The sequence below is a fragment of the Henriciella sp. genome (assembly GCF_049649345.1).
Classification (GTDB): domain Bacteria; phylum Pseudomonadota; class Alphaproteobacteria; order Caulobacterales; family Hyphomonadaceae; genus Henriciella.
This window is the reverse complement of record NZ_JBARZC010000499.1, coordinates 1-1,770: the sequence shown is the minus strand read 5'-3', so window position 1 is coordinate 1,770 and position 1,770 is coordinate 1. Positions and strand designations below refer to the sequence as shown.

The window sequence follows — 1,770 nt, the reverse complement described above, 5'->3', positions numbered from 1 at the left end:
GCCGATCTGCGCGGCGCGCGCGTGCTCGATGCAGGCTGCGGGACCGGCCAGCTGGCTGTTGAAGCAGCCGCCCGTGGCGCCGATGTGATGGCGATCGATCTGTCCTCATCCCTGGTTGAACTGGCCGCCGAGCGGGCAAAATCCCTGTCGCTGCCAGGCCGGGTCCATTTCACGGTTGGCGACATGCTGAACCCGGAAGGCGGCGGTTTCGACTATGTCGTCGCGATGGATTCGGTGATCCATTACGATCTCGCCGACTTCCAGGCCACGGTTCACAGGCTGATCGAGCTTTCGAGCCAGTCCTGCATGTTCACCTTCGCGCCAAGCACGCCGCTGCTGAGCGTCATGCATACGGTCGGCAAACTCTTCCCGCGCGGTGACAGGTCGCCAGCGATCAAACCGCACAGCGAACAAGACGTCCGCGCGACCCTGTCTGACCACCGCATTCTGAATTCGGCGCGTGTAAAGTCCGGCTTCTACATCTCCCACGCCATGCAGGCAGCGAGATGAGGACTGAGAGACCGAAATTCGCAGATGCGTGGAAGGGTGTGAGCCGCAAGCTCCTGCCTTTCGCCGATGTGGCAAGCGATGACTTGCCGCTCGGCCGCCTTCTGCGTCTGTCTCTCTTCCAGGTCAGTGTCGGGATCGTGCTGACGCTGCTCGCCGGAACGCTGAACCGGGTGATGATTGTCGAGCTGTCGGTGCCGGCCTGGATGGTGGCGCTGATGATTTCCCTGCCGCTGGTCTTTGCGCCGCTACGCGCGCTGATCGGCCACAAGTCGGACACGCATACCTCGGTCTTCGGCTGGCGGCGCGGGCCTTATATCTGGTTCGGTTCGCTGATGATGTTTGGCGGGCTTGCCATCATGCCCTTCTCGCTGCTCATCCTTTCAGGTGACACGCATGGGCCAGCCTGGATCGGACAGGTCGGTGCTGGCCTCGCTTTTCTGCTTGTCGGGGCAGGGCTGCATACGACCCAGACGGCCGGCCTTGCACTTGCCACTGATCTTGCGCCCCCAGACAAGCGCCCGCGTGTCGTGGCGCTGCTCTATGTGATGCTGCTCGTCGGGATGGGGATCAGCGCGCTGGTCTATGGCGCGCTGCTGACCGAGTTCAGCCAGATCACGCTGATCCGCGTCATTCAGGGCTCTGCGGTTGTCGTCATGGTGCTGAATATCGCCGCCCTGTGGAAGCAGGAAGCGCGCAATCCGGCCGTCATCGATGGCACGGCGCAAACCTCCACTTTCGCTGAAGCCTGGCAGACGCTGATGAACGACGAGCGCGCCCGGCGGCTGCTGCTCGCCGTCGGCCTCGGCGCGATGGCGTTCAGCATGCAGGACATTTTGCTTGAGCCCTATGGCGCAGAGCGGCTCGGTATGAGTGTCAGCGAAACGACGCGGCTCACAGCGCTCTTCGCGCTCGGCACGATTTTCGGATTTGGAATTGCGGCCAAAGGGCTCGTCAGCGGGTTCGAAGCGCATCGTCTTGGCGCGGTCGGGATCCTGATCGGCGTCATGGCCTTCTGCCTTGTCATCTTCGCCGAGCCCCTGAATACCGCGCTCCTGTTCCAGACAGGCACGCTCTTCATCGGTCTTGGCGGGGGGCTGTTCTCGGTCTGCATGCTGACCTCGGCCATGGACCTCGCAGAGGCCAGCGACAGCGGCATTGCGCTCGGCGCCTGGGGCGCTGTGCAGGCCAGCGCCGCCGGGCTCGCGCTCGCTTTCGGGGGCGCGATCAAGGATGCAACCGAAGCGGCGGTCCAGGCCGGCT

2 protein-coding genes are annotated in these 1,770 nt (G+C 63.8%); both read left to right on the top strand.

Annotated features, from left to right (window positions below):
• On the top strand, positions 1-510 hold a 510-nt coding region (bchM, locus tag WA989_RS13890), incomplete at its 5' end, for a magnesium protoporphyrin IX methyltransferase (RefSeq protein WP_424341084.1).
• On the top strand, positions 507-1,770 hold a 1,264-nt coding region (locus WA989_RS13885; RefSeq protein ID WP_424341083.1), incomplete at its 3' end, for a BCD family MFS transporter. The genes bchM and WA989_RS13885, both read left to right, overlap by 4 nt.